At 42.4% G+C, this 23257-nt stretch carries 27 protein-coding genes and 2 tRNA genes; all 29 read left to right on the top strand.

What is annotated here, in order from left to right; genetic code table 11:
* The 29 genes from rnr to IGJ26_RS12125 all read left to right on the top strand — a co-directional run bounded on the left by rnr (position 1) and on the right by IGJ26_RS12125 (position 23225).
* A complete protein-coding gene (gene rnr / locus IGJ26_RS12265; protein WP_430599665.1) occupies positions 1-2361 on the top strand; it encodes a ribonuclease R in 2361 nt (786 codons plus the stop codon).
* A 15-nt stretch (positions 2362-2376) separates the two neighbouring features.
* Positions 2377-2835 (top strand): SsrA-binding protein SmpB, encoded by a 459-nt coding sequence (gene smpB / locus IGJ26_RS12260; RefSeq protein ID WP_008380870.1) that lies wholly within the window; start codon positions 2377-2379, stop codon positions 2833-2835.
* 292 nt (positions 2836-3127) lie between these two features.
* Positions 3128-3847: a F0F1 ATP synthase subunit A gene (atpB, locus tag IGJ26_RS12255; protein WP_008380872.1), complete on the top strand. Its 720-nt coding sequence runs from the start codon at positions 3128-3130 to the stop codon at positions 3845-3847.
* Between the two features lie 32 nt (positions 3848-3879).
* On the top strand, positions 3880-4092 hold the full coding sequence (gene atpE / locus IGJ26_RS12250; RefSeq protein ID WP_005228705.1) for an ATP synthase F0 subunit C: 213 nt from the start codon (positions 3880-3882) through the stop codon (positions 4090-4092).
* A gap of 88 nt (positions 4093-4180) precedes the next feature.
* The gene (gene atpF / locus IGJ26_RS12245) at positions 4181-4705 is read left to right on the top strand and encodes a F0F1 ATP synthase subunit B (RefSeq protein WP_005228706.1); all 525 of its coding nucleotides are present in this window, start codon (positions 4181-4183) and stop codon (positions 4703-4705) included.
* Positions 4692-5234: a F0F1 ATP synthase subunit delta gene (locus tag IGJ26_RS12240; protein ID WP_005234375.1), complete on the top strand. Its 543-nt coding sequence runs from the start codon at positions 4692-4694 to the stop codon at positions 5232-5234. The genes atpF and IGJ26_RS12240 overlap by 14 nt, the downstream gene beginning before the upstream one ends.
* Before the next feature lie 23 nt (positions 5235-5257).
* Complete coding sequence (atpA, locus tag IGJ26_RS12235) at positions 5258-6814, top strand: F0F1 ATP synthase subunit alpha (RefSeq protein ID WP_008380876.1); 1557 nt, start codon at positions 5258-5260, stop codon at positions 6812-6814.
* Positions 6815-6830: 16 nt separating this feature from the next.
* On the top strand, positions 6831-7733 hold the full coding sequence (locus IGJ26_RS12230) for a F0F1 ATP synthase subunit gamma (protein ID WP_005228710.1): 903 nt from the start codon (positions 6831-6833) through the stop codon (positions 7731-7733).
* Positions 7734-7759: 26 nt separating this feature from the next.
* Positions 7760-9166 carry a F0F1 ATP synthase subunit beta gene (atpD, locus tag IGJ26_RS12225; protein WP_005234377.1) on the top strand — a complete coding sequence of 469 codons (1407 nt, stop codon included), beginning with the start codon at positions 7760-7762 and terminating at the stop codon, positions 9164-9166.
* 31 nt (positions 9167-9197) lie between these two features.
* Positions 9198-9620: a F0F1 ATP synthase subunit epsilon gene (locus IGJ26_RS12220; protein WP_005228716.1), complete on the top strand. Its 423-nt coding sequence runs from the start codon at positions 9198-9200 to the stop codon at positions 9618-9620.
* 157 nt (positions 9621-9777) lie between these two features.
* Entirely contained in the window at positions 9778-10011 is a 234-nt protein-coding gene (locus IGJ26_RS12215; RefSeq protein ID WP_008380880.1) for a DUF1146 family protein, read from the top strand.
* Between the two features lie 90 nt (positions 10012-10101).
* Positions 10102-11394, top strand: coding sequence for a UDP-N-acetylglucosamine 1-carboxyvinyltransferase (murA, locus tag IGJ26_RS12210; protein WP_008380882.1), 1293 nt, complete (start codon positions 10102-10104; stop codon positions 11392-11394).
* 20 nt (positions 11395-11414) lie between these two features.
* Positions 11415-11591, top strand: coding sequence for a DNA-directed RNA polymerase subunit beta (locus IGJ26_RS12205; RefSeq protein WP_005228723.1), 177 nt, complete (start codon positions 11415-11417; stop codon positions 11589-11591).
* A 92-nt stretch (positions 11592-11683) separates the two neighbouring features.
* Positions 11684-11959, top strand: coding sequence for a membrane protein insertion efficiency factor YidD (gene yidD / locus IGJ26_RS12200; protein ID WP_008380886.1), 276 nt, complete (start codon positions 11684-11686; stop codon positions 11957-11959).
* Between the two features lie 39 nt (positions 11960-11998).
* Positions 11999-12457, top strand: coding sequence for a GNAT family N-acetyltransferase (locus IGJ26_RS12195; protein ID WP_005234382.1), 459 nt, complete (start codon positions 11999-12001; stop codon positions 12455-12457).
* 126 nt (positions 12458-12583) lie between these two features.
* Entirely contained in the window at positions 12584-13465 is an 882-nt protein-coding gene (locus IGJ26_RS12190; protein ID WP_005234383.1) for an ROK family protein, read from the top strand.
* 284 nt (positions 13466-13749) lie between these two features.
* Positions 13750-14937, top strand: coding sequence for an ABC transporter substrate-binding protein (locus tag IGJ26_RS12185; RefSeq protein WP_008380891.1), 1188 nt, complete (start codon positions 13750-13752; stop codon positions 14935-14937).
* Between the two features lie 108 nt (positions 14938-15045).
* Positions 15046-15924, top strand: coding sequence for a branched-chain amino acid ABC transporter permease (locus IGJ26_RS12180; protein WP_008380893.1), 879 nt, complete (start codon positions 15046-15048; stop codon positions 15922-15924).
* A 9-nt stretch (positions 15925-15933) separates the two neighbouring features.
* The gene (locus IGJ26_RS12175) at positions 15934-16911 is read left to right on the top strand and encodes a branched-chain amino acid ABC transporter permease (protein WP_005228744.1); all 978 of its coding nucleotides are present in this window, start codon (positions 15934-15936) and stop codon (positions 16909-16911) included.
* The gene (locus tag IGJ26_RS12170) at positions 16892-17668 is read left to right on the top strand and encodes an ABC transporter ATP-binding protein (protein WP_008380898.1); all 777 of its coding nucleotides are present in this window, start codon (positions 16892-16894) and stop codon (positions 17666-17668) included. Before IGJ26_RS12175 ends, IGJ26_RS12170 begins: the two co-directional genes overlap by 20 nt.
* A complete protein-coding gene (locus tag IGJ26_RS12165) occupies positions 17668-18369 on the top strand; it encodes an ABC transporter ATP-binding protein (RefSeq protein WP_086297753.1) in 702 nt (233 codons plus the stop codon). The genes IGJ26_RS12170 and IGJ26_RS12165 overlap by 1 nt, the downstream gene beginning before the upstream one ends.
* A gap of 3 nt (positions 18370-18372) precedes the next feature.
* Positions 18373-19020: a CBS and ACT domain-containing protein gene (locus tag IGJ26_RS12160; protein WP_086297750.1), complete on the top strand. Its 648-nt coding sequence runs from the start codon at positions 18373-18375 to the stop codon at positions 19018-19020.
* Between the two features lie 122 nt (positions 19021-19142).
* Positions 19143-19376 (top strand): DUF2969 domain-containing protein, encoded by a 234-nt coding sequence (locus IGJ26_RS12155; protein WP_005228752.1) that lies wholly within the window; start codon positions 19143-19145, stop codon positions 19374-19376.
* Positions 19377-19461: 85 nt separating this feature from the next.
* A tRNA-Tyr gene (locus tag IGJ26_RS12150) sits at positions 19462-19545 on the top strand.
* Positions 19546-19549: 4 nt separating this feature from the next.
* Positions 19550-19621, top strand: a tRNA-Gln gene (locus IGJ26_RS12145).
* A 104-nt stretch (positions 19622-19725) separates the two neighbouring features.
* Positions 19726-19908, top strand: coding sequence for a hypothetical protein (locus IGJ26_RS12140; RefSeq protein WP_086297747.1), 183 nt, complete (start codon positions 19726-19728; stop codon positions 19906-19908).
* A 110-nt stretch (positions 19909-20018) separates the two neighbouring features.
* The gene (locus tag IGJ26_RS12135) at positions 20019-20726 is read left to right on the top strand and encodes an EAL domain-containing protein (RefSeq protein WP_086297744.1); all 708 of its coding nucleotides are present in this window, start codon (positions 20019-20021) and stop codon (positions 20724-20726) included.
* Positions 20727-20730: 4 nt separating this feature from the next.
* Positions 20731-21840, top strand: coding sequence for a GGDEF domain-containing protein (locus IGJ26_RS12130; protein ID WP_194199702.1), 1110 nt, complete (start codon positions 20731-20733; stop codon positions 21838-21840).
* Positions 21841-22172: 332 nt separating this feature from the next.
* Positions 22173-23225 (top strand): GGDEF domain-containing protein, encoded by a 1053-nt coding sequence (locus tag IGJ26_RS12125; RefSeq protein ID WP_016612596.1) that lies wholly within the window; start codon positions 22173-22175, stop codon positions 23223-23225.
* Positions 23226-23257: the final 32 nt, after the last annotated feature.

Below are 23257 nucleotides of genomic sequence, written 5' to 3'. Positions count from 1 at the left end.
ATGACAGAAACGATTAAAACAAAAATCATTCAGTTTCTCGAAGAAAGCCGCAAAAAAAGTTTTTCAATGGAAGAAATTGCTGAAGGTCTAGGACTTCAAAAAAGTACAGACTTTAAGAATCTTGTTCAGACAGTAGCGGCGATGGAACGAGAAGGCAGCGTGATTTTTAACAAAAAAGGCAAAGTGAAATTACCCATGAAACGAGTGTTTGTGGAAGGAACCTTCCGTGCCAACGAGCGGGGCTTCGGCTTTGTCACTTTGGATGAAGAAGAAGACGATATTTATATCCCTAAAGAAGCAACAGGCTATGCCATGGACGGCGATACCGTTGCTGTGGACATCGTGCACGTTGCGGATCCTTTCTCAGATCGTGGTGCAGAGGGGAAAGTCGTTGAGATCAAACAACGGGCCATCAGTCAGTTGGTCGGCGAGTTTACATTATTTGATGAAAAAGAGATCGAAGAGTCGGATCTATATGGCGTTGTTCAGCCTAAAGATAAAAAACTAAGTGAATTGAAGGTGTTTATTGGTGCTCAAGGGATTCGACCTGTAGATGGGAGCATTGTGATCGTTGAAATCAGCCATTACCCAGAAAAAGGTTATTCGAAAAGCTTAGAGGGGTTAATCACGAAAGTTGTAGGACATAAAAACGATCCTGGAATGGATATATTATCGATCGTCGTGGCGAACGGGATTCCAACAAAATTCGAGGAAGAAACCTTAGCAGCGGCAGATGCAGTACCAGATACGATCGATCCTGCCGACTTTCCGGAACGGCGGGATTTACGAGATCAACAGATTGTAACAATCGATGGAGCGGATGCCAAAGATTTGGATGATGCGGTGACCGTAAAAGCATTGCCTGACGGTAGCTTCTATTTGGGCGTGCATATCGCCGATGTTTCTTATTATGTGACCGAAAACAGCGCATTGGATAAAGAAGCGTTTGATCGGGGAACGAGTGTCTATCTTACGGATCGTGTGATTCCGATGATCCCACAGCGTTTATCAAACGGGATCTGTTCGTTGAATCCGAATGTCCCAAGGTTGACTATGAGCTGTGAAATGTGGATCAACCAAGAGGGGATCGTCACAGATTACAATATTTTCCAAAGTATTATTCAAACAAGTGCCCGTATGACGTATCAAGCAGTCAATCAAATCATTGAAGACAATGATCCAGAAACCACCAAAGAATATGCGGAATTAGTACCGATGTTCCATGATATGGCCGCCTTGCATCACGTGTTAGAAGCGATGCGCATCAAACGTGGGGCAGTTTCTTTTGAAGACCGAGAAGCAAAAGTCTTGGTCGATGGAGAAGGACACCCGCAAGAAATCGTTCTACGAGCACGGGGCGTCGGCGAACGATTGATCGAATCATTCATGTTGGCAGCCAATGAAACCGTGGCGCGTCATTTCAATCAGAAGCATTTACCATTTATTTACCGGATCCATGAGGAACCAAAAGAAGAGAAAATGCGCCGCTTCTTTGATTTTGCATCTGCTTTAGGGATCGTAGTCAAGCAGACCAATGGCTCGATCTCACCAAAACAATTGCAAAAAGTTGTTGAAGATGTCGCAGATAAGCCAGAGGCAATGGTTGTCAATACGATGCTACTAAGAAGTATGCAACAAGCGAAGTATTCTGAAGAAAACGTCGGTCACTATGGTTTGGCAGCGGAAGATTATACCCACTTCACGTCACCGATCCGTCGTTATCCCGACTTGATCGTGCATCGTTTGATTCGATCTTACAGTGAAGATGTCTCAGAAGCCAACCAAAACAAATGGGCTGAAATCTTGCCGGACATCGCGCTGCACAGCTCCCAAATGGAACGACGAGCAGTCGATGCAGAAAGAGAAGTCGATGCGCTTAAAAAAGCTGAGTATATGGCCGATAAAGTAGGAGAAGAGTTTGACGGTATCATCAGTTCCGTCGTTAAGTTTGGCTTGTTTATTGAACTGCCTAACACGATTGAAGGGTTGATCCATATCAATAATCTGAAGCAAGATTACTTCCATTATTTGGAAAACCATCTGGCACTTGTGGGTGAACGGACAGGCCTGACCTTTAAAATTGGTCAGAAAGTTCGCATCAAAGTCGTAAAGGCTGATCCAGAAACAAGAGAGATCGATTTCGAACTGGTAGCAGCAGAAGAAGTTGAAAAACTGCAAGCACCAAAAGCCAACAAACGTAACAACAATCAAAAAAATGAAGCGGACCGTCGCGGGAAAAAACAACGAAACCCTGAGAAAAACCAAGGGAAACGCTTTGAGCAATCAGGCAAAGGCAAGCCGAAAAAAGCTGGCAAAGTGAAAAAGAAAAAACCTTTTTACAAAGGAATCAAGAAAAAATAATTGGAGGGATGGCCCGTGCCTAAAGGAGAAGGGAAATTAATCGCCCAAAACAAAAAGGCCCGCCATGATTACACGATCCTCGATACGATCGAAGCGGGGATCGTCTTACAGGGAACCGAGATCAAGGCGATCCGTAACAGTCGGATCAATTTGAAAGACGGCTTTGTACGCATTCGTAACGGTGAGGCATTCTTAGTCAATGTGCATATCAGTCCTTACGAGCAAGGAAACATTTTTAATCACGATCCATTGCGGACGAGAAAACTGTTGCTACACAAAAAGCAGATCGCTCGTCTGATTGGCGAAACAAAAAATACCGGTATGACGATTGTGCCATTAAAGGTGTATATCAAGGATGGTTATGCCAAAGTTTTGATTGGTTTAGCGAAAGGAAAACGCGAATATGACAAGCGGGAATCCTTGAAACGCAAAGATCAAGAAAGACAAATTGACCGAGTTCTTAGAAATTTCTAATTTTCTAAGAACTTCTTTTAGAATCCGATAGAGGTTATTGCTTTGAAAATCACGCTAAATTTGGTAGCATTTAAGGGAAAGCTGTTGATATAACAGGCTTTTTCTTCCACATAGCGACACGAGGATTTTTCAATTAATTTAGGATTTTTGGCATTGTGAGTTTTTTGTCTAATTTTCTTGAAAATGCTTTGAAATTTTCCATTCGTGGTGGTATGATACCGATTGTTATGAGAGGAAACGCATTGTAACACCAGATTTTTTCTGGAGATGACAGGAAAAGAGGTGAGAAAGATTGGAAGATAAATCGCTTATGTTTCATATCGGTCCTATATGGTTTGATGGAACTGTAGCTATGATGACAATCATTTCTTGTATTATTGTTTTTTTGGTGGTCTTTATTTGTACACGTAACCTGCAAATGAAACCGAAAGGGAAGCAGAACTTCATTGAATGGGTCATTGACTTTGTTCGTGGCATCGTGGCGGACAATCTACCAGGATCTCAAGTGAACAACTTTCATTTGCTCGGTGTAACAATGTTTCTTTTTGTGTTTGTGGCAAATGAGATCGGCTTAGTCACAAAAATCGTGACGACAGATGACATTACCTTATGGAAAAGTCCGACAGCAGACCCGTTTGTTACATTGACACTTGCACTTATGGTTATTTCCTTGACACATTTCTTTGGGATCAAGTCGTTGGGCTTCAAAAATTACTTGATCAATTCGTATCTGAAACCGGTGGGCTTTTTATTGCCGCTAAAAATCATCGAAGAATTTACGAATGTCATCACGTTAGGCTTGCGTTTATATGGAAATATATTCGCTGGTGAAGTGTTATTAGGATTGATTGCCAACATGTTTATTAGTCTTGGTTGGTGGTCATTGCCGATCGTGATGCCGCTAGAAATGATCTGGATTGGCTTCTCGCTCTTTATTGGAGCGATCCAAGCTTATGTATTTGTTACATTGACCATGGTATTTATGAGCCACAAAATCGTGGCAGAACATTAATCGAATCGACATACAATTAGGAGGAAAAAAGAATGAACTTTATTGGAGCAGGATTAGCAATTATCGGAGCAGCAATTGGTGCAGGGTATGGTAACGGACAAGTAATCGCAAAAACAATCGAATCAATGGCACGCCAACCTGAAATGTCAGGTCAACTACGTTCAACAATGTTTATCGGGGTAGCGTTAGTCGAAGCTGTACCGATTCTAGGGGTAGTTATCGCGCTGTTATTAGTCTTCCGATAAGACGAGCACGAAAAGGCAGAAACGAACAATTGCACTCGTTTTTGCTTTTTTCTAATGAAACAATGACTTTCAGAAAGGAAGAATCGTTATGCTAAATCAGTTGGTTATAGCGGAAGTTCAAAATCCAATGCTTGGCAATATTATCGTTGTCAGCGGGTCAATTCTTCTTTTGCTATTCTTATTGAAACATTTTGCATGGGATGCCATCAGCAGCATGATGCAAAAACGGGAAGATAAAATCGCCAATGATTTGGATTCAGCGGAACAATCACGCTTGAATGCAGCAAAATTAGAAAAAGAACGCCAAGAAAAATTGGCACGTTCTCATTCTGAAGCTGCGGAGATCATCAAGAGCGCCAAAGATAGCGGGGAATTGAGTCGGCAAAATATTTTGAGCGAGACCAAAGAAGAAGTGGCTCGTTTGAAAGAAAAAGCAAACTCAGATATCACCCTTGAAAAAGAAACTGCGTTAAAAGAAGTGAAAGATGATGTTGCAGAACTTTCGCTTCAAATCGCAGAAAAAATCTTAGGCCGCGAATTGACTCCCGAAAATCATGAATCCCTAATCAATCAATATATCGAAGGATTGGGTTCAGTTAATGAAACTCGATAAATTCACAGTGGGAAAACGTTATGGAAAAGCGTTGTTCGAATTGGCGATGGAAGAACAGCGCTTGACAGAAGTTTACCAAGAATTATTGACCTTGCGTCAGATTTATCAGGAAATTCCAACATTCGGCCAAATCGTGACCGATAACCGCTTGGATCTCCATGAAAAAAGACAATTAGTCGATCAATTGCTGAAGGGCTTTGAAGGCTTGGTCAGAAATTTCTTAGAGATCGTTTATGAATATGATCGCATGGATGATCTATTGCTGATCATTGATGAATACGAACGTCGTTACGATGAATATCAAGGTCTTGTTCTCGGAACGATCACAACGGCTGTTGCTTTGTCAGCAGAACAAAAAAGCAAAATCGAAAAGCAAATCGCCGATAAGCTTGGGTACAAGCAGGCACAATTGAAAGAAACGATCGATCCAACGATTTTAGGCGGTGTCATCGTTGAAGCAAATCATCAAGTGATCGACGGTAGTATTAAGAGCCAACTGGATTATCTGCGACAAAAAATCGGCAGATAAACAAGAGATAAGAGGTGAATCGGATGGCCATCAAAGCAGAAGAAATTAGTGCCTTGATTAAAGAGCAAATTAAAAATTATCAGAACGAACTTTCTGTAGAAGAAATCGGTACTGTCACATATGTTGGGGACGGGATCGCCCGCGCCCACGGTTTAGAAAATGCCATGAGTGGAGAACTGCTTGAGTTTTCAAACGGTTCTTATGGGATGGCACAAAACTTAGAGTCAAACGATGTCGGAATCATCATCCTAGGTGATTTTGAAACCATTCGTGAAGGGGACAAAGTAAAACGAACTGGTAAAATCATGGAAGTTCCTGTCGGCGATGCATTAATTGGCCGGGTAGTAAATCCATTAGGGCAACCAATCGATGGTTTAGGTCCGATCGAAACAGATAAATCACGCCCAGTCGAAGCAGCTGCACCAGGTGTTATGCAACGGAAATCCGTTTCGGAACCAATGCAAACAGGGTTGAAAGCTATTGATGCTTTAGTACCAATCGGTCGTGGCCAACGGGAATTAGTCATCGGTGACCGGAAAACCGGAAAAACAACGATCGCTATTGATGCGATCATCAACCAAAAAGGGCAAGACATGATCTGTATTTATGTCGCAATTGGCCAAAAAGATTCAACTGTTCGTGCACAAGTAGAAACATTGCGGCGTTACGGGGCCCTTGATTACACGATCGTGGTTTCAGCAGGTGCTTCACAACCAGCACCACTGCTTTATATCGCACCTTATGCGGGGGCTGCGATGGGGGAAGAATTCATGTATAACGGCAAACATGTTTTGATCGTCTTTGATGACTTATCAAAACAAGCGGTCGCTTATCGTGAACTTTCTCTACTTCTACGTCGTCCGCCAGGTCGTGAAGCATACCCAGGGGATGTCTTCTACTTGCATTCTCGTTTATTGGAACGTGCAGCGAAATTAAGTGATGAACTAGGTGGTGGATCGATGACGGCATTGCCGTTTGTTGAAACACAAGCAGGGGATATTTCAGCCTATATCCCAACCAACGTGATTTCTATCACAGATGGACAAATTTTCTTAGAAAACGACCTTTTCTATTCTGGTGTTCGTCCTGCCGTAGCGGCTGGATTATCCGTTTCACGGGTTGGGGGGTCTGCGCAGATCAAAGCAATGAAAAAAGTTGCCGGTACCTTGCGTTTGGACTTGGCTAGCTATCGCGAACTAGAGGCCTTTACGCAGTTTGGGTCTGATCTAGATGCTGCAACACAGGCCAAATTAAACCGCGGTCGTCGAACCGTTGAAATCTTGAAGCAAAAACTGCATGAACCACTGGCAGTAGAAAAACAAGTCGTGATTCTTTATGCCTTGACGCATGGATTCATTGATAGTGTACCAGTCAATAAACTATTGGACTTTGAAGCAGAATTATTTGAATATATCGAAGCAAATGCGGCGACGATTTTTGAAACCATTCGGACAACGAAAGATTTGCCAGAAGAAAGCTTGTTAGATGACACCATTAAAGCATTCAAAGATATTTTCATGGCATCCAACGGTTCTCGGGTGACACCCCAAGATAAAATATCGACAATGCAAAACGCATAAAAAGAGGTGAGAGAAAATGGCTGCTTCATTAAATGAAATCAAGCAACGAATTGCCTCAACAAAAAAAACCAGCCAAATCACAAAGGCCATGCAAATGGTTTCAGCTGCAAAATTAACAAAATCTGAAGCTCATTCGAAACAGTTTCAAGTGTATGCCAACAAAGTACGTGAAATCGTTACGCATTTAACTGCGCAGCAGCTTTCCGATCTTGCAGGTTCTGGTCCAAAAGATGGTGTGAACTATAACAGTATGTTGGTTAGTCGTCCGGTCAAACGCACAGGCTACATCGTCATCACTTCTGATGGCGGTCTAGTGGGCGGCTACAATAGTTCCATCTTGAAGCAAATGATGACCATGCTGGATGAAGACCATGCAAAAGAAGAAGAGTATGTCATGATTGCCATTGGTGCAACTGGCGCTGACTTTTTCAAAGCACGGGGCATCAATTTGGCGTACGAGCTAAGAAACCTTTCGGATCAACCAAGCTTTGACGAGGTGCGTAAAATCGTAACATTGGCGACAACGATGTACCAAAACGAAGTCTTCGATGAATTATATGTGTGTTATAACCATCACATCAACTCATTGACTAGCCAATTTCGTGTGGAGAAAATGTTGCCGATTTCCGATCTAGATCCTGAAGAAGCCGAAAGTTATGAACAAGAATACTTGTTTGAACCTTCCAGAGAAGCAATTTTGAATCAATTACTGCCTCAATACGCTGAAAGCTTGATTTATGGTGCGATTGTTGACGCAAAAACAGCCGAGCATGCTGCCGGAATGACAGCGATGAAAACAGCAACAGATAATGCCAAAAATATTATTGGGGACTTGACGATCTCTTATAACCGAGCGCGCCAAGGAGCGATCACCCAAGAAATTACTGAAATTGTGGCGGGGGCATCCGCGTTAGAATAGTTTCAAGAACGAATGGAGGAATACGAATGAGTTCAGGCAAGATTGTTCAAGTCATTGGTCCCGTTGTTGACGTGGAATTCTCTCTAGACCAATCATTACCAGATATCAACAATGCGTTGATTGTTTACAAAAAAGATGAGCAGAAAACAAAAGTTGTGTTAGAAGCTGCCTTAGAACTTGGCGACGGCGTTATCCGTACGATTGCCATGGAATCAACAGATGGCTTACAACGAGGAATGGAAGTAATCGATACAGGCGCCTCCATTTCTGTTCCAGTTGGGACAGAAACCTTAGGACGGGTGTTTAATGTCTTAGGGGACACCATCGATTTAGAAGCACCGTTTCCTGAAGAAGCACCCCGCAGTGGGATCCACAAAAAAGCTCCTGACTTTGATGAATTGTCAACAAGTACCGAGATCCTTGAGACTGGGATCAAAGTTATCGACTTATTAGCCCCTTATTTAAAAGGGGGGAAAGTTGGTCTTTTCGGTGGTGCCGGTGTTGGTAAAACTGTCTTGATCCAAGAACTGATCCACAACATTGCCCAAGAGCATGGGGGGATCTCTGTCTTCACAGGTGTTGGTGAACGGACACGTGAAGGAAACGACCTTTATAATGAAATGAAAGAATCTGGCGTTATCGAAAAAACAGCCATGGTGTTTGGACAAATGAACGAACCACCAGGTGCCCGGATGCGGGTTGCCTTGACTGGGTTGACCTTAGCGGAGTACTTCCGCGATGTAGAAGGACAAGACGTGCTTTTGTTTATCGATAATATCTTCCGATTTACTCAAGCTGGTTCTGAAGTATCTGCCTTACTAGGTCGGATGCCTTCTGCCGTTGGATATCAACCGACACTAGCAACCGAAATGGGACAATTGCAAGAACGGATCACTTCAACAAAAAAAGGATCGGTTACTTCTATTCAAGCAATCTATGTTCCTGCCGATGACTACACGGACCCAGCACCAGCGACTGCTTTTGCCCATTTGGATGCAACAACCAACTTGGAACGTAAATTGACTGAACAAGGGATCTATCCAGCTGTTGATCCGCTAGCTTCTTCTTCTAGTGCGTTAGCACCTGAAATCGTTGGTGAAAAACACTATGAAGTAGCGACTGAAGTACAGCATGCGTTGCAACGTTATCGCGAACTACAAGACATCATCGCTATCTTAGGGATGGATGAGTTGTCTGATGAAGAAAAAACGTTAGTGGCTCGTGCGCGTCGGATCCAATTCTTCTTGTCGCAAAACTTCCACGTAGCGGAACAGTTTACTGGACAACCTGGTTCTTATGTACCAGTTGAAGAAACGATCAAAGGCTTTGCTGAGATTCTTGAAGGAAAATATGATGATCTTCCAGAAGAAGCCTTCCGTAGTGTAGGACGAATTGAAGACGTCATTGAAAAAGCGAAAAAAATTGGCTATTAATTAACCAGCCTTGAAGAAAGAGGGGAACCTCATGGATCAATTTTTAACAGTCAATGTGGTGACACCTGCTGGTTTGGTTTACGATCATCACGCGAAAATCGTGGTTGCACGTACGACAGATGGTGAGATCGGTATTTTGCCGCATCATGCCCCAATCATCGTTCCTTTGACGATTGATGAAGTCCGGGTCAAACGGATCGATTCAGATACTCACGTCGACTGGGTCGCCGTTAATGGCGGTATCCTTGAAGTGCGGGACAATGTTGTCTCCATCGTAGCCGATAGTGCGGAACGTGATCGTGATATCGACGTTTCACGGGCAGAAAGAGCAAAACAACGTGCAGAACGTCAAATCGAAGAGGCCAAACAAGTCGAAGATATCGACCAGCTTCGTCGCGCAACGGTTGCTTTGCACCGCGCCATTAATCGAATCAACGTGTCAAAACATTCCTAAAAAAACAAGGGCATCTTGCCTTTGTTTTTTTTATTCGAGAAAACGTTTTAAAAACTTTTTAAAGTCTTTTCATGAAGGTTTCAAGAAAGATTATTTTTTATCTTGACATCTTTGTGGTATGATAGGAATGTTCAATTATGAAAAAGGAGCAGGAAGTATGCAAGTGTATGGAATTGATGCAATCATTCGAATCGTGAGTCATTTAGCGTTCATCTATTTAGCATTTTGGGCATTGCAATCTGTGCGGATCGATGCTTTTTTTAAAGCCTTACGAACGACTCAGATACGAATGGTCATGGTGTTTCTTGCGATTGCATTAGGCTACACCGCCAGTACTTTTTTCCTTGAGTTGATTGCGTTATGTCGTAATTTATTTTTAACAGGTTTTTAAGAATTTCATTAATATATGCAAAAACACCGAATATTATGCTATAATTGGCAAGATTTGTGTGAGTCACTGCATTATTTGGAGGGAACATAAATGGAAGAGATGATCGTTCAAGGTGGTAATCGATTAACTGGAACAGTGAAGATCGAAGGGGCAAAAAATGCTGTTCTACCTATCTTAGCGGCAAGCTTATTAGCGGAAGAAGGAACAACGACATTAACAAATGTACCGATCCTTTCCGATGTATTAACAATGAAAGAAGTGATTCGGCATTTAAATGTCGCAATCGATTTTGAAGAAGAAAACAATACGATGACGATCGATGCATCACAAGAGTTAGCGATCGAAGCACCTTATGAGTATGTAAGCCAAATGCGCGCTTCAATCGTAGTCATGGGGCCTTTGTTAGCCCGTAATGGTCATGCCAAAGTGGCAATGCCTGGCGGCTGTGCAATCGGCAAACGACCAATTGATTTGCATTTGAAGGGATTTCAAGCACTAGGCGCTCAAATCATCCAAAAAGATGGATACATAGAAGCGATCGCCGATGAGTTAAAAGGCAATAGCATTTACTTGGATTTCCCAAGTGTCGGCGCAACGCAAAATATCATGATGGCTGCGGTAAAAGCTAAAGGTATCACCATCATTGAAAACGTCGCTCGTGAACCTGAAATCGTCGATTTAGCAAACATTTTAAACAAAATGGGTGCAAAAGTCTTTGGTGCAGGAACCGAAACGATGCGTATCGAAGGGGTCGATCACCTTCATGCGGTGGAACATTCGATCGTCCAAGACCGTATCGAAGCAGGAACCTTTATGGTTGCAGCAGCGATGACCCAAGGAGACGTCATTATTAAAGATGCGATCTCAGAACACAATCGTCCATTGATCTCAAAATTGATCGAAATGGGCGCAGAAGTGACTGAAGTAGCTGAAGGGATTCGTGTCGTTGGACCTGAACAATTGAAGGCAACAGATGTGAAAACAATGCCTCATCCAGGTTTTCCTACGGACATGCAAGCGCAAATGTCTGCTATTCAACTTTTAGCAGCTGGAACGAGTGTTGTGAACGAAACTGTATTTGAGAACCGTTTCCAACATTTAGAAGAAATGCGTCGGATGAATGCTCATGTCAAAATAGACGGCAACGTAGCAGTGATCGAAGGCGGCCATGAATTGCAAGGTGCGCTGGTCTATGCAACGGATTTACGTGCAGCAGCAGCGTTAATTTTATTAGGTCTACGTTCAACTGGTCGGACACGTGTCCGCAATCTAAAATATTTGGATCGTGGCTATTACAAATTCCATGAAAAATTGCAGCAATTAGGTGCTTCTGTGGAACGAGTTTCTGAAGCAGTTGAAGAAACCGTACCAGTAAACGCATAGTAGGAGTAGGAGAGAATAAAGTGAAGTTGAACCGTTACATTCTAACTAGCTTGATAAAAATTCTAATCGTCATATTATTAGCTATTTTATTGTTCTTAGCCGGAACGATGATTGGCTATGGGGTGATTGGCGACGGTAGTCCTTTTAAAGTCTTCTCTCCAAGTCTTTGGAATCATATCTTTGAGTTTATGAAGTAACCCCAAACTAGGACTTATGCCTCGTGCTGAGTCCTAGTTTTTTCTATCTATCTTCACTGAATCGTGATCATAAAAAGAAAGGTTGGCAAGAAATGAGTAAACTTTTGATTGGCTTTGTTCGTTTCTATCAACGTTTTATTTCCCCATTATTTCCTCCTAGCTGTCGTTATTATCCGACTTGCTCAGGATACATGATCCAAGCGATCCAAGTCCATGGCGCAGCCAAAGGAGGTTTGATGGGGGTAGCTCGTATCTTACGCTGCCATCCCTTTGTAAAAGGCGGTATAGATTACGTACCCCAGACGTTTACTTTAAAACGAAATACGCAAGACAAAGTCAAACCAACGTACCGTTATCGGAAAAGTTAAAAGGAATCAACAAAAATGTAAAAAAGGAGCCAAAAAGCCATGATTCGTCCAATCGACTCTAATGAAGCGTATCCTTGGGCGTTGCTGCTGGATGCAGATCCTGAAAAAGCAGTCGTAGAAAGCTATCTATATAATAGCCAAACACTTGTTTATGAAGAAGCTGGAGAAATGATTGGTGTGCTAGTTTATCAAAATCAAGGCAACAACTGGGAGATTATGAATGTGGCCGTTTCTCCAGAAAAGCAAGGAATGGGCATTGGTCGTCAATTGCTGCAAGCTGCCGAAGAAGCGATCCTCAGTCAACACCTTGGGGCAAAACGGCCGATTGTAGTGATCAAAACTGGTAGTCTGCCCTCTGCAGCCCTGACTTTGTACCAAACGCAAGGCTATGTTGAAAAAGACCGGATGGAAAATTATTTCACCACTCACTATGCTGAACCGATTTTCGAAAATGGGCAGCAGTTGATCGATCAAGTTATTTTGGAAAAGCAGCTCTAATCCCATAGAGACAGTCTATGGCGATTTTAGGCTGTTTTTTTTATTGTTCTCGGAAATCGCTTTCTTCAAGCAGGGACTTACGGTAAAATAGATAGTATCAGAATAATAAAGGATTGAGGGAAAAAAATGGCGATTTTAGTCTTTGATATGGGTGGTTCAGCAGTAAAATATGGCGTCTGGGCACAGGATTCTTTGGTGAGTAAAGGCAAATTTACAACACCAAGCACGTGGCAAGAAATGAAAGCCCAGTTGCAGCAAGTAAGAGCAAGCGTAAACGAAGAGATCGAAGGGGTCGGGATCAGTGCTCCAGGTGCAGTCAATGCCCAAGAACGTCGAATCGACGGTATCAGTGCGATTCCTTATATCCATGGGTTTGACATCTACTCTGAACTCGAAGGAGTGTTTGGGGTACCAGTAACCATCGAAAATGATGCCAATTGCGCTGGGATGGCTGAATTCTATCAAGGAGCGGGCAAAGAGTATCAGCAAGCAGCTTTCGTTGTGATCGGAACAGGCGTTGGCGGTACCCTGTTTCAAAATGGTGAGCTAGTCCGTGGGGCACATTTATACGGCGGTGAATTTGGGTTGATGATTTTGGATCAAGGCAAAACATTTTCGCAACTAGGGACAGCGGTTCAGATGGCTTGGCGTTATTGTGATCGAATTGGTGTAGATCGAACCACAATTACCGGCGAAGAGGTCTTTCAACGTGCAGAAGATGGGGATGCCATTGCGATCGAGGAAGTCAATAAATTTTACCGCTATTTAGCGCAAGGACTATTCAGTATTCAATTTGCTTTTGATCCTGAAGTGATCATTATCGGTGGCGGTGTCAGTGCCAAAAATGGCTTGTTAGAAGAAGTGAATCAACGGTTGAAAAAAATGTTGGCAGATCAAGCTTTAAATGATTTTGTCCCACTGATCAAGCTATGTGACTATCGCAACGATGCCAATCTAGTTGGGGCGGCAGCCAATTTTCAAGCATTGTATCCACGAAATAGCCGCTAACATCTTGATGTAATGTTTTCAAACGTCCTTTTGACAAAAAATGAAGCAATTCGAAACGATCAAAAAGTAAGCAAAGGAAAAAAAACTTTGCTTGCTTTTCTTTTTGTTCAAAAAAATGAAAAGCGATTCCATTATTGATGGAACAGTGTTTTAAAAACACTATTTTTTCCTAGTAAAAAAAAAAAATTCTGAATAGGTGAAATATTCTGATAATTCGTTGACATTTTCCAGATTTTTCAGTATATTGGATAACATATTCAGGGGAAGTGAAGGAGAGGAAAATTATGAAAAAGAAATTTGCGTTTTTGTTTGCGAGTTTGTTTTTGTTGACAGCATGTAGCGCTGGACCAACAGGTGGATCAACGGATGGCAGCGGGGCTGCTGAAGGTGGCAATAAACAAGAGGGAGATACCATCAAGATCGGAACCAACTTAGAGTTGTCAGGAGCCGTAGCTGCTTATGGGACGGCTGAAAAAGAAGGAATCGACTTAGCAGTAGAAGAAATCAATGCTGCCGGCGGTATTCTTGGAAAACAAATTGAAATTATTTCGAAAGATAACAAATCAGATAACAATGAAGCTGCAACGGTAGCAGCCAACTTAGCTACAAATGATAAAGTTGTAGCCATCATTGGTCCAGCAACTTCTGGTGCTACGAAAGCGGCTTTGCCTAACGTGACCAGAGCACAAGTACCAATGGTTACACCTTCAGGTACTGACGATGCGATTACTTATACTAGTGGGAAAGTGCAAGAATTTGCCTTCCGTTCTTGTTTCCAAGATAGCTTCCAAGGAACGATCTTAGCGAAATATGCGGCTGAAAATTTGGATGCATCAAAAGCCGTGATCTTGGGAGACAACTCAAGTGATTACGCAATTGGATTGACGGAAGCATTTAAAGAAAGTTACCCAGGCGAAATTGTCTTAGAAGATAACTTTACTGAAGGCGACAAAGATTTCCAAGCAGTTCTTACAAGAATCAAAGATGTCGACTTCGATGTCTTGTTCATTCCAGGCTACTACACAGAAGCTGGTTTGATCATCAAGCAAGCGCGAGAATTAGGAATTGATCAAGCAATCATTGGTGCCGATGGATTCGGTGATGAAAAAATGGTTCAAACAGCTGGTGCAGAAAATGTCAGCAATGTTTACTATACCGGTCACTTCTCTACCAAAGCACCAGCAAACGACAAAGTTGAGCCCTTTGTGGCAGCTTTCAATGAAAAGTATGGCAAAGAACCTTCTGCTTTTAATGCGTTAGCCTATGATGCAGTTTACATGATCAAACAAGCAATCGAAGATCAAAACTCAGCAGATTCATTGGCAATTGCAGCTGGTTTGTCTGAACTGAAAGACTTTGTCGGCGTGACAGGTGAAATCACAATGGATGAAAATCATAACCCTGAGAAATCAGCAGTTGTTTTAGGATTGACTGACGGGAAGGAAACCTCAGCAGACACTGTGGAACCTTAAAAACCTGTAGTTGTTTGGCAGTGAAAACTGGGACAGACCTGATGTGTTTGTCTCAGTTTCTTTTCTCTAATGAGAAGAACCATAATAAATGATATTGGAAGTGAGTATATGGAAATGATGATCCAACAATTGATCAACGGCTTGTTTCTAGGCAGTATCTACGCCTTGTTAGCGTTGGGTTATACGATGGTGTATGGCATCATCAAGCTGATCAACTTCGCCCACGGAGAAGTTTATATGATTGGTAGTTTTATCGGTTACTTTTTGATCAATCAATGGCAATTGGGCTTTTTCCCAGCGTTATTCATTTCGATGATCGCCAGTGCAGCACTTGGGGTAACGATTGAATTTTTAGCCTATCGTCCTTTGAGAAATTCCACGCGAATTTCGGCATTGATTACGGCAATCGGGGTTTCTTATTTTTTGCAAAATGTCATGATTTTTTTCTTTTCTGCCAATGTGCGCCCGTTTCCGCAAGCAATCGAACGAAAAACCTATTCCATCGGGTTTGTTCAAGTAAGTAATGTCCAGTTATTGATTTTGGCTGTTTCGGTTACCTTAATGATTCTCTTGCAATTGATCGTGAAAAAGACCCGTATGGGAAAAGCGATGCGTGCAGTAAGTGTTGATGCAGATGCAGCGCGTTTGATGGGGATCAATGTTAATCGAACGATTTCCTTTACCTTTGCCTTAGGCTCGGCTTTAGCTGCAGCTGGCGGGATGCTGATCGGTTTGTATTATAATTCCATTGATCCATCAATGGGGGTCGTTCCTGGTCTGAAGTCTTTTGTTGCGGCGGTTCTCGGCGGGATCGGGATCATTCCTGGTGCAGCTTTAGGCGGCTTTGTGATCGGTTTAGTGGAGACAGCAGCGACAGCGCTTGGTTTTTCTGATTACAAGGATGCTTTAGTGTATGTCATTTTAATAATTATATTGTTGGTTCGTCCAGCTGGGATCCTCGGCAAAAATATCAAAGAGAAAGTGTAGGTGGCAGAAATGAAAAAGAATTTACGTTACAACTTAATCTGGCTCGCTCTGGCAGCTATTCTTTATTTTGGATTATTTGCAGCCTACAATGGCGGAATGATTAATTTGTTCTCTGATGCGATCATCGTCAATATCGGAATCAATATCATCTTGGCAGTCAGTTTGAATCTAATCATCGGCTTTTCAGGGCAATTCTCCTTAGGACATGCTGGGTTTATGGCAATCGGTGCTTATGCTGGCGCGATCCTGTCGGCAAGCAATCCAACCTTTGGCGGCTTTTTAACTGGTTTACTGGTGGGGATGCTGGTTTCAGGTGCAGTCGCATTAGTGGTTGGGATTCCGACCCTCCGTTTAAAAGGCGACTATCTAGCGATCGCTACCCTAGGTGTGGCAGAGATCATTCGGATCTTGTTGGTGAACCTACGAGGCTTGACCAATGGTCCTGCTGGAATTTTCGGATTGCCCCAATTCAGTAATTGGCAGATCGTCTTTCTCTTTGCCGTTCTATCGATTCTTGTCGTTTCAAACTTTATCCATAGCGGACCAGGCAGAGCGACTTTAGCGATTCGGGAAGATGAGATCGCTGCAGAATCGATGGGGGTCAACACAACGAAATACAAGGTAATTGCGTTTGTGATGGGGGCAGTGATGGCAAGCATTGCTGGTACCCTTTATGCCAGCTATCAGCAGTCGGTTTTCCCACGAGATTACGGTTTTATGAAATCGATCGATGTGTTGATCATCGTCGTTTTTGGAGGGCTTGGGAGTACCACAGGAGCGGTTGTTTCGGCAGTAGTGCTAGGAATCTTAAACATGTACTTGCAAGGCTTCTCTGATTTGCGCATGATCATTTATGCATTGGCTTTGATCATCATCATGATCTTTAAACCAAGCGGACTTTTAGGGACCTGGGAATTCTCCGTAAAAGGACTGTTGGACAAATTTAGAAAAAAGGGGGATGACAACGATGCCTCTATTAGAAGTTAAAAGCTTAACGAAAAACTTCGGTGGTTTAGCTGCTGTTTCTCATGTAGACCTCCATCTAGATACCAATGAGCTGGTCGGGTTGATTGGACCAAACGGTGCCGGCAAGACAACGCTCTTTAACCTCCTGACAGGTGTTTATGAGCCTAGTGAAGGCGAAGTGCTTTTTGAGACCCAAGGTAAGCCAAAACGTTTAAATGGCGTGAAGCCTTATAAAATCGCGGATTTAGGCCTTTCAAGAACCTTCCAAAATATTCGCTTGTTTAAAAACTTGACCGTAATGGATAACGTCTTGATCGCTATGAACAGTAAGCATAAAGAAGGACTACTGACGAGCATCTTGCGTTTGCCAAAGTATTACAAAAACGAAGAATCCATGAAGAAAAAAGCCTTAGAGCTGTTACGGATCTTTGATATGGATGGCAAAAGCCAAACGTTAGCGAAAAATTTGCCTTATGGCGAGCAACGCCGTTTAGAGATCGTACGCGCATTGGCTACAGAGCCAAAAATTTTGTTTCTTGACGAGCCGGCAGCGGGGATGAATCCTCAGGAAACAACAGAACTGACAAAGCTGATCTATAAGATCCAAAAAGATTTTCAATTGACGATCCTCTTGATCGAGCATGATATGAGTTTGGTCATGGAAGTGTGCGAACGGATCTATGTACTGGAATACGGGCAAGTCATCGCCCACGGTGAACCAGAAGAGATCAAAAACAATCCACGGGTAATCGAAGCCTATCTAGGAGGGGAAATCTGATGCTGGAAATTCAAAATTTAAGTGTTCACTACGGCATGATCCAAGCAGTTCATGATGTTTCCTTCCACGTCAATCAAGGAGAGATCGTTTCGCTGATTGGTGCCAATGGTGCCGGAAAAACCACGATTTTACGGACGATTTCTGGATTGATCCGTCCTTCAAAAGGCTCCGTCACTTTTGAAGGAAAGAAAATTGAGAAAGAAGCACCGCAAAAAATCGTCGCAAACGGCTTGTCGCAGGTGCCAGAAGGGCGGCACGTCTTTTCCGGTTTGACGGTTCAAGAAAACTTAGAGATGGGCGCCTTCTTGCGTAAAGACAGTGGTGTCAAAGAAGACTATGAACAAGTTTATCGCAAGTTTCCTGTATTGAAAGAACGCCTCTCGCAAGATGCGTCGACATTATCTGGCGGTGAGCAGCAGATGTTGGCAATGGGGCGGGCATTGATGTCAAAACCGCGCTTGCTTTTGCTGGATGAGCCATCGATGGGCTTGGCGCCAATTTTTATCAAAGAAATTTTTTCCATCATTCAAGAAATCAAGCAGCAAGGAACGACTGTGCTGCTGATCGAACAAAATGCGAAAATGGCTTTATCGATTGCCGATCGCGGCTATGTATTAGAAACCGGGAAAATCGTTTTAGAAGGTACCGGAGAAGAATTACTAGCAAGCGATGAAGTTAGAAAAGCGTATCTAGGAGGTTAAACAATGAGCGTAAGTGATTTTATGACGAAGACGGTCATCACCGTCGATTCACAAACACCGATCTTTGATGCAATAGATGTGATGAAGCAGCACGATATCCATCGTCTACCTGTCGTTGGTGATGGCAAATTAGTAGGGTTGATCACAGAAGGAACGATCGCTGAAGCAACTCCCTCAAAAGCGACCAGCTTAAGCGTTTATGAAATGAACTATCTCTTAAATAAAACGACGGTCGCTGATATCATGTTGAAAAAAGTGACCACGATTGAACCGGAAGCTTTATTAGAGGATGCGATTTCGGTGATGCGAAGTGAAAACGTTGGGGTTTTACCAGTCATGGATGATGATGCCTTAGTGGGAATCATTACCAACAATGATATTTTCGATGCCTTTTTGAAAATCACTGGGTACCACGATGGTGGAACACGAGTGTCCATTGAGATCACGGATGACCATGTGGGTGTTTTAGCAGACGTGACGAAACTCCTTGCGGATCATCAGATGAGTATTTTGACGATTGTGGTAAATCGGATGGCACTAAAAACAGTTGTTGAGATCCAAGTAGAATCACGGCAAGTCGCAGCAATCGAGAAAATTTTAAGCGATGCAGGCTATACCGTGACGAGTGCTGTCTTGACGAACCAGAAGTGATCTAAGAAAAAGTAGCTGATCGTAAAGATTGGCTACTTTTTTTATTTCCAGAAGAGATTTTCTTTTTCTTTTGTTGCTTTTCTGTTAAAATAGGAAGGTGCTGTAAAGAAAGAGGTGCAACCATGTCTAAGAAAAATAAAGATATCGAAGTACGTATTGAAGAAACAACAAAAGCCATTCATGGCAAAGACTATACCGTCAATGAATTATTCATCGGAAAAAAACGCATTGGTGAGATTTTAACAACTGGACCAAAAGAATTTCAAAGCTTTTTAGGGGATGAAGATCTAGGTTCGAGCAGAAGCTTAGAAGCTGCCATCGAGATGATTATTCGTCAATGGAATTTACATGAATAATTTCTAGAAAAATTTACTTTTTGCTCTTGCAATTTGTTATCTTTTTCGGTATTATAACTATTGTCAGGTTTGAGAAAAACCTTTTGGAGGAGTAGCGAAGTGGCTAAACGCGACGGACTGTAAATCCGTTCCTTAGGGTTCAGTGGTTCGAATCCACTCTCCTCCACCATTATTGGGGTATAGCCAAGCGGTAAGGCAACGGACTTTGACTCCGTCATGCGTTGGTTCGAATCCAGCTACCCCAGTCAAAGAGATACGTAGAAAAAAACAGCAAGCACTCTTGCTGTTTTTTTGTTATTTAAAAAGAATCGTGTTTTTTTATAAGTACTTAAAGAAACAGGAGGCTGATATGGAAGAAGCCACTTTCAACAAGCTAGTTTCTACGAAATTGAAAAAAGCAATGGTTGCTTTGGGGCATTTCTATGAAACAGGTATGGAGTGGAACGGAAAATCACAGTCGATTCTTTCACAGAAATTTCTTTCAGAGAATTTAAAATATTTGGGCATTTTTGGTTCTGTTTGGTATACTTAGGCAAATCAGTTCCTTTGAGAGAACCATTTTATAGCATGAGAAACGAGCGATGACAGGAATATTGCCGATTTTCGGAAGTGATAACTTTACTAGATGGGGGCTTAACGAAGATGGGAAATGAAACGACTTGGGAGAACACAGACCGCCTTTATCTGTTGTGTCAACCAATCATGCAGGTAAAATCGCTAAGTCAGCAAGAGTTGAATGGCTATGAAGTCTTGCTACGTAGCGAGAAGAACAACCGATTTCCACAGCAAGAATTCAGCACAATGATTCAAACTGAAAGTGGCAATCAGCAATTGATGAGATGGTATGCCAAGGAATTGCGGCGTCTATGCAAAAAAAAGCCGGAAACCCGCTTTAGTGTCAATATACATCCACAACAGCTGCTGTGGCAGTCTACGTGGTCCTTTTTTGAAACGATGGCTGTTTATAAGGCGCAGTTGCAGATTGAATTGACGGAACACCCCGTACGCATACAGCAAGAGTCATTTGATTTGTCTGTAGCCATTGCAAAAATTAAAGCTTATGGTTATGTGATTGCGGTCGATGATATCGGTTGCGGACAAAATACCCTCTCGTTGGTCTTTGCCAATCTTGCCAGCGTTGATTGTTTGAAATTTTCGTTGTTACCGTTTATTCAGCTTGATGAGGAGATTGGCTTCAGCTTTTTGGCTTGTTGGTTGAAGGTTGCCCAAAAATATCAGCTTGAGCTGATCGTTGAAGGGATCGAGAACCGCGAAAAAATGGTCCAGTTGCTTGAGATGGGGGTGCATTTGCAACAAGGATATTTATGGTCTAAAGGAGAGCGATTGTGATGGAATGTTAGAACGAGGCGTGCTTTTGGCGTTTGGTTTGCCGCTGATGATTGCCAGTTTACTGGTGACCGCAGATGTTTTTGTACGAAGTGTGCAAAAAATATCGGTTTCTCGTCCATTTAAGTATTTTATTATTGGTATTCTGACGTTTACGCATTTGTATTTTATTCTTTCTTTTTCAATGAATTCAGTTGGGTTTATCTGTTATCAATACACAACTGCTTTTATTGCGAGTCATTTTTTCTATGGTGATCGTGGCAAGATCTTGATTTTGATAACGCCGTGTATGGTCGTTTTCTATTTACTGTTTGTCGGTTTTTCTGACATTGGCAAAGCCTTTTATTTACCGCTATTAGGTGTCGGTGTCTTTGTCCTTGATTTTCTCTTATCAAAAATCAAGTCGCTGCGTCCGCAACAGCAATTTTATATGATGTATTTTTTGACCTGCCTGCTCTCACCGCGTTTTTCGATGCTAGTCCATCATACGACGACCTATGACTGGGAAGCGATGCTGGCAGTATTTGTTGGTTCTTTCGTGCTGCTAGCAAGTTTCATGTGGTTGCATCGATTGATTGAGGGGCAAGAATACCAAGTACTGGCAGAGTTAGCGAATAGTAAGATCGATGCGTTGACCGGCTGCTTCAACTATGGGACCTATAACCACGATCTGCTTCAAGCCGTTTCACAGAAAAAGGCTGTGACGATCGCCATGATCGATCTCGATCACTTCAAAAAGGTCAACGACCGTTATGGTCATATCGCTGGAAATGAGCTGTTGAGAACCTTTGCCACACGGACGACTACTTTTTTAGAGGCGCATTTTGCCGAGACCTATTCCTTTTATCGTTATGGCGGCGAAGAGTTCTGTGTCGTGATCGAAGGGGATGTCAAAGAACAGACCGTAGCTGCGATGACGACGCTGTGTCAAACCATTTCCAGCAGTATGTTTCCTGTCGCCAATTTTGAAAAAGGGACGATGTCTTTGTCTTGCGGCGTTGAAGCGAGCACCGTTTGTCATGGGGATATCTTGGCAGCCGTTGAAAGAGCCGATCAAGCACTCTATCTCGCAAAACAAAGTGGTCGAAACCGGGTGTGCACCTTGCCTGAGACGTAAAAAAATAATGGAAAAATAATTTACACAAATTCTCAAAGAATTAAATGTTTATGCACAAAAAGTTAGTAATAATAAAGAAATAATGTTATTTATTTACAAAATATACATTTTGATTATTTTGTTTATCTTGAGAATCTTCGCATATCAACAAAAAGATTGAAACTATGTATAATTTCTGGTAAATTATTCTAAATCAAGAGTGATAAAAACTGTCAATAATAAATAGTGATCCTTACTTGATGCTTTGTCCGCTTTTCCAATGAAATGTCTCTGGAATTGTCCCGTCGAATCAGCAAGTAAGGGTTCTTTTTTTTAGAAAGGAAGCACAGGAAATGGCAAATACGCTGGTTGTCAATACACTCGCAAATTTAGGCGCAATTATCATCAATATTTATTTGTTATTCAAAATCAGTGATGGCTTCGTAGGTCAAGGGACATTCAAAGCGAAACAGATCGCAGCGGCGATTGCTTGTGAAACCGTGGTGGGGATGCTGATGATGAATTTCTCTTACGTCGTATACGAAACGCGATTTGACCTGCGCTTTTTACTTTACGCTTTTTCCATGAAATATCTGGGGTGGAAGGTGACCGTACCGACGATGGTCAATCTAGCGTTAGGGCGTTTCTTGTTTGAAGTATCAAAATCTTCTTGGCTGAACTTATATCTTACGTTTTTTTTGATGGTGACACTGACATTTCTGCATGCCTGGGCCAAACGGCGATTTACTGACAAACAAGAGTTGTTCCTATCAATAACCTACTTGATTGCTATCTCCTTTCTTTTTGGTTTTTATTTGACGGGTGATATTCAAAAAACGACCCTAATTTATATAGTTTATGGCATTCTCGCCTATACGTTGGCGTTTTTCCTTTACTCGATAGTAAATGATATGCAGCGCATTTTGGCATTGGTCAAAATCGATGATCTTACGCAGTTGAATAACTTCCGTAAGTTTCAAGATGACCGCCAACGCCTAGATACGACCGATGTGGACTTATCGATCGCTTTGATCGATATCGATCATTTCAAAAATTACAATGACCGTTACGGACACCGTGCCGGGGATGTGATTTTGCAAGAAATCGCTCGTATTTTTTCGACCTACTGTACGGCGAGCAATCCGGTCTATCGCATCGGTGGGGAAGAGTTTGCAATCTTGATTCAAGGAGACGCACAGGCTGCTGCTTATCTCCTTGAAAAAATTCAAAAGCGCATCCGTTACCAAGAAATCATCTTGGATGCCGGTGATTCGGTCAGCATCACGTTGTCGATTGGGATCGCACAACGGCAAAGGGGTGAGTTGCTACAGCAAACGCAAGAACGTGCGGATCAAGCATTGTATCGAGCCAAACGCAGCGGTCGCGACCAACTCTGTCTTTACTGATGGGGGTGGCTTCTTTTCTTTTTTTTGTTTTC

Origin of the sequence: Enterococcus sp. AZ095a, assembly GCF_050546735.1 — a bacterium.
GTDB classification, from domain to species: Bacteria; Bacillota; Bacilli; order Lactobacillales; family Enterococcaceae; genus Enterococcus_D; species Enterococcus_D entomosocium.
Note: the sequence above shows the minus strand (reverse complement) of the source record. Positions and strands in the feature narration are given on the sequence as shown.

Bases quoted from the DNA above. Each gene is read 5' to 3' on its own strand.
- rnr (WP_430599665.1), top strand. From the start codon at position 1: ATGACAGAAACGATTAAAACAAAAATCATTCAGTTTCTCGAAGAAAGC.
- atpE (WP_005228705.1), top strand. From the start codon at position 3,880: ATGAACTTTATTGGAGCAGGATTAGCAATTATCGGAGCAGCAATTGGT.
- atpF (WP_005228706.1), top strand. From the start codon at position 4,181: ATGCTAAATCAGTTGGTTATAGCGGAAGTTCAAAATCCAATGCTTGGC.
- IGJ26_RS12240 (WP_005234375.1), top strand. From the start codon at position 4,692: ATGAAACTCGATAAATTCACAGTGGGAAAACGTTATGGAAAAGCGTTG.
- atpA (WP_008380876.1), top strand. From the start codon at position 5,258: ATGGCCATCAAAGCAGAAGAAATTAGTGCCTTGATTAAAGAGCAAATT.
- IGJ26_RS12230 (WP_005228710.1), top strand. From the start codon at position 6,831: ATGGCTGCTTCATTAAATGAAATCAAGCAACGAATTGCCTCAACAAAA.
- atpD (WP_005234377.1), top strand. From the start codon at position 7,760: ATGAGTTCAGGCAAGATTGTTCAAGTCATTGGTCCCGTTGTTGACGTG.
- IGJ26_RS12220 (WP_005228716.1), top strand. From the start codon at position 9,198: ATGGATCAATTTTTAACAGTCAATGTGGTGACACCTGCTGGTTTGGTT.
- IGJ26_RS12215 (WP_008380880.1), top strand. From the start codon at position 9,778: ATGCAAGTGTATGGAATTGATGCAATCATTCGAATCGTGAGTCATTTA.
- murA (WP_008380882.1), top strand. From the start codon at position 10,102: ATGGAAGAGATGATCGTTCAAGGTGGTAATCGATTAACTGGAACAGTG.
- yidD (WP_008380886.1), top strand. From the start codon at position 11,684: ATGAGTAAACTTTTGATTGGCTTTGTTCGTTTCTATCAACGTTTTATT.
- IGJ26_RS12195 (WP_005234382.1), top strand. From the start codon at position 11,999: ATGATTCGTCCAATCGACTCTAATGAAGCGTATCCTTGGGCGTTGCTG.
- IGJ26_RS12190 (WP_005234383.1), top strand. From the start codon at position 12,584: ATGGCGATTTTAGTCTTTGATATGGGTGGTTCAGCAGTAAAATATGGC.
- IGJ26_RS12185 (WP_008380891.1), top strand. From the start codon at position 13,750: ATGAAAAAGAAATTTGCGTTTTTGTTTGCGAGTTTGTTTTTGTTGACA.
- IGJ26_RS12180 (WP_008380893.1), top strand. From the start codon at position 15,046: ATGGAAATGATGATCCAACAATTGATCAACGGCTTGTTTCTAGGCAGT.
- IGJ26_RS12175 (WP_005228744.1), top strand. From the start codon at position 15,934: ATGAAAAAGAATTTACGTTACAACTTAATCTGGCTCGCTCTGGCAGCT.
- IGJ26_RS12170 (WP_008380898.1), top strand. From the start codon at position 16,892: ATGCCTCTATTAGAAGTTAAAAGCTTAACGAAAAACTTCGGTGGTTTA.
- IGJ26_RS12165 (WP_086297753.1), top strand. From the start codon at position 17,668: ATGCTGGAAATTCAAAATTTAAGTGTTCACTACGGCATGATCCAAGCA.
- IGJ26_RS12160 (WP_086297750.1), top strand. From the start codon at position 18,373: ATGAGCGTAAGTGATTTTATGACGAAGACGGTCATCACCGTCGATTCA.
- IGJ26_RS12155 (WP_005228752.1), top strand. From the start codon at position 19,143: ATGTCTAAGAAAAATAAAGATATCGAAGTACGTATTGAAGAAACAACA.
- IGJ26_RS12140 (WP_086297747.1), top strand. From the start codon at position 19,726: ATGGAAGAAGCCACTTTCAACAAGCTAGTTTCTACGAAATTGAAAAAA.
- IGJ26_RS12135 (WP_086297744.1), top strand. From the start codon at position 20,019: ATGGGAAATGAAACGACTTGGGAGAACACAGACCGCCTTTATCTGTTG.
- IGJ26_RS12130 (WP_194199702.1), top strand. From the start codon at position 20,731: ATGTTAGAACGAGGCGTGCTTTTGGCGTTTGGTTTGCCGCTGATGATT.
- IGJ26_RS12125 (WP_016612596.1), top strand. From the start codon at position 22,173: ATGGCAAATACGCTGGTTGTCAATACACTCGCAAATTTAGGCGCAATT.